3 protein-coding genes are annotated in these 1,666 nt (G+C 49.9%); all 3 read right to left on the bottom strand.

Annotated elements, in window-relative coordinates:
• Nucleotides 1-49: 49 nt before the first annotated feature.
• A complete protein-coding gene (nadD, locus tag QZ331_RS14425; protein WP_294631458.1) occupies nucleotides 50-640 on the bottom strand; it encodes a nicotinate (nicotinamide) nucleotide adenylyltransferase in 591 nt (196 codons plus the stop codon).
• Between the two features lie 16 nt (nucleotides 641-656).
• The gene (gmk, locus tag QZ331_RS14420; RefSeq protein WP_294631456.1) at nucleotides 657-1,223 is read right to left on the bottom strand and encodes a guanylate kinase; all 567 of its coding nucleotides are present in this window, start codon (nucleotides 1,221-1,223) and stop codon (nucleotides 657-659) included.
• A gap of 19 nt (nucleotides 1,224-1,242) precedes the next feature.
• The coding region (locus tag QZ331_RS14415; protein ID WP_294631455.1) for a DUF1732 domain-containing protein at nucleotides 1,243-1,666 on the bottom strand (424 nt) is incomplete at its 5' end.

The raw sequence follows: 1,666 nt of genomic DNA, 5'->3' as shown, positions 1-1,666 counted from the left end.
TCGGAAATTGTGATAATCACCCTCCATCGGCTGACGGAGTAAACAAATCTTAAGATAACTCCTTGATGGCTTCCCAAACCTTTGGATGCAGAAAGTACCGGATATCCTTTCCCGCCTCCAGGGCTTCGCGGATAAACGTGGAGCTGATTTCAAACATCGGTGAATGAACAAGACGCACCGTTTCGGGCAGCGTCTCTTCATCTATGGGAAAGCCCGGACGGGGATAGACGAGGATGGGGTTTTCGCGGATGATACGTTCCGACTGATACCAACGGTCGAAGTTTGCCCAGTTGTCCGAACCGATAATGAAATGAAACTCATGTTCGGGATACGCTTCGCGCAGTTTTTCTAAAGTATGTACACTGTAAGAGGGGCGCGGCAGATGAAACTCAAAGTCCGACGCCCGGAAACGGGGATAATCGCCGGTTGCCGTTTCGGCCAATCGAAGCCGGAGTTCGTCGCTCCATAATTCAGCCTGTTGTTTCAAAGGGTTTTGCGGGCTGACCATGAACCATATTTCGTCCAATCCCTCGTATTCGCAAAGGTAATTGGCCAAAGCTAAATGTCCGATGTGAATCGGATTGAACGACCCGCTGAAGATACCGACTCTGAGTTTGCCGGTTTTGCTGCTTTTTGTCATCGTTTGCCGCTTCGGTTTACTTTTCCAGAAACTCCTTGATTACTTTCAGGGCTTCCGCTTTGGCTGTCTCTAAGTCGTCGTTGACGACGATGCAGTCGAACTGTGGGGCAAAACTCAACTCATATTCCGCTTTGGCGATGCGGCTTTCAATTACTTCGGGCGCGTCCGTTCCGCGTCCTTGCAGCCGGTTGCGCAGTTCCTCTACCGAAGGCGGTTGGATGAATACCGACAAAGCCCGGTCGCCATAAAACTTCTTGATGTTGCATCCGCCTACCACGTCCACGTCGAACACCACATTCTGGCCGGCTTCCAGTTGTTTCTCCACTTCTGCTTTCAGTGTGCCGTAATAGCGGTCTTTATACACCTCTTCGTATTCGAGAAACTCATTGTTGTCTATGCGGCTACGAAACTCCTCGGGCGTGAGGAAGAAGTATTCCACCCCGTGCCGCTCTGTGCCGCGCGGCTGTCGGCTGGTGGCGGAGATGGAAAACGCAAGATTCAACTGTTGCGTCAGCAGATAATTGATGATGGTCGATTTGCCCGAACCGGAGGGGGCGGAGAAAATGATTAATTTGCCTGTCATTGGGGTGAAAAGATTTAGTTTACATTACGTTCAGTACTTGTTCCTTTATCTGCTCTAACTCGTCCTTCATCTGAACAACGATTTTCTGCATCTCGGCGTGGTTGGACTTGCTGCCCAACGTGTTGATTTCGCGTCCCATTTCCTGGGCGATGAATCCGAGTTTCTTGCCCTGTCCGCTACCGCTTTCGAGCGTGCTGATGAAGTATTTCAAGTGATTGCCCAGGCGTTGTTTCTCTTCGTTTACGTCTAATTTTTCGATGTAATAAATCAACTCCTGTTCCAAGCGGTTCTTGTCGTAGTCCACGTTCAAAGTCTTTTCGAGTGCGTCCGTAATGCGCTCTTTCACTTTCTCCACCCGTTCTTTTTCGTAAGGAGCGATTGATTCGAGCAGGCTGCTGATATTGGCGATTTTCTCGCGGAACTTCTTTTCCAGTGCGGCACCT

The organism is uncultured Bacteroides sp., from assembly GCF_910586915.1.
Classification (GTDB): Bacteria; Bacteroidota; Bacteroidia; order Bacteroidales; family Bacteroidaceae; genus Bacteroides.
This window is presented reverse-complemented; position numbering and strand designations above follow the sequence as displayed.

Excerpts from the sequence above, each read along its gene's own strand:
- gmk (WP_294631456.1), bottom strand. The coding sequence starts at position 1,223 with ATGACAGGCAAATTAATCATTTTCTCCGCCCCCTCCGGTTCGGGCAAA.
- nadD (WP_294631458.1), bottom strand. The coding sequence starts at position 640 with ATGACAAAAAGCAGCAAAACCGGCAAACTCAGAGTCGGTATCTTCAGC.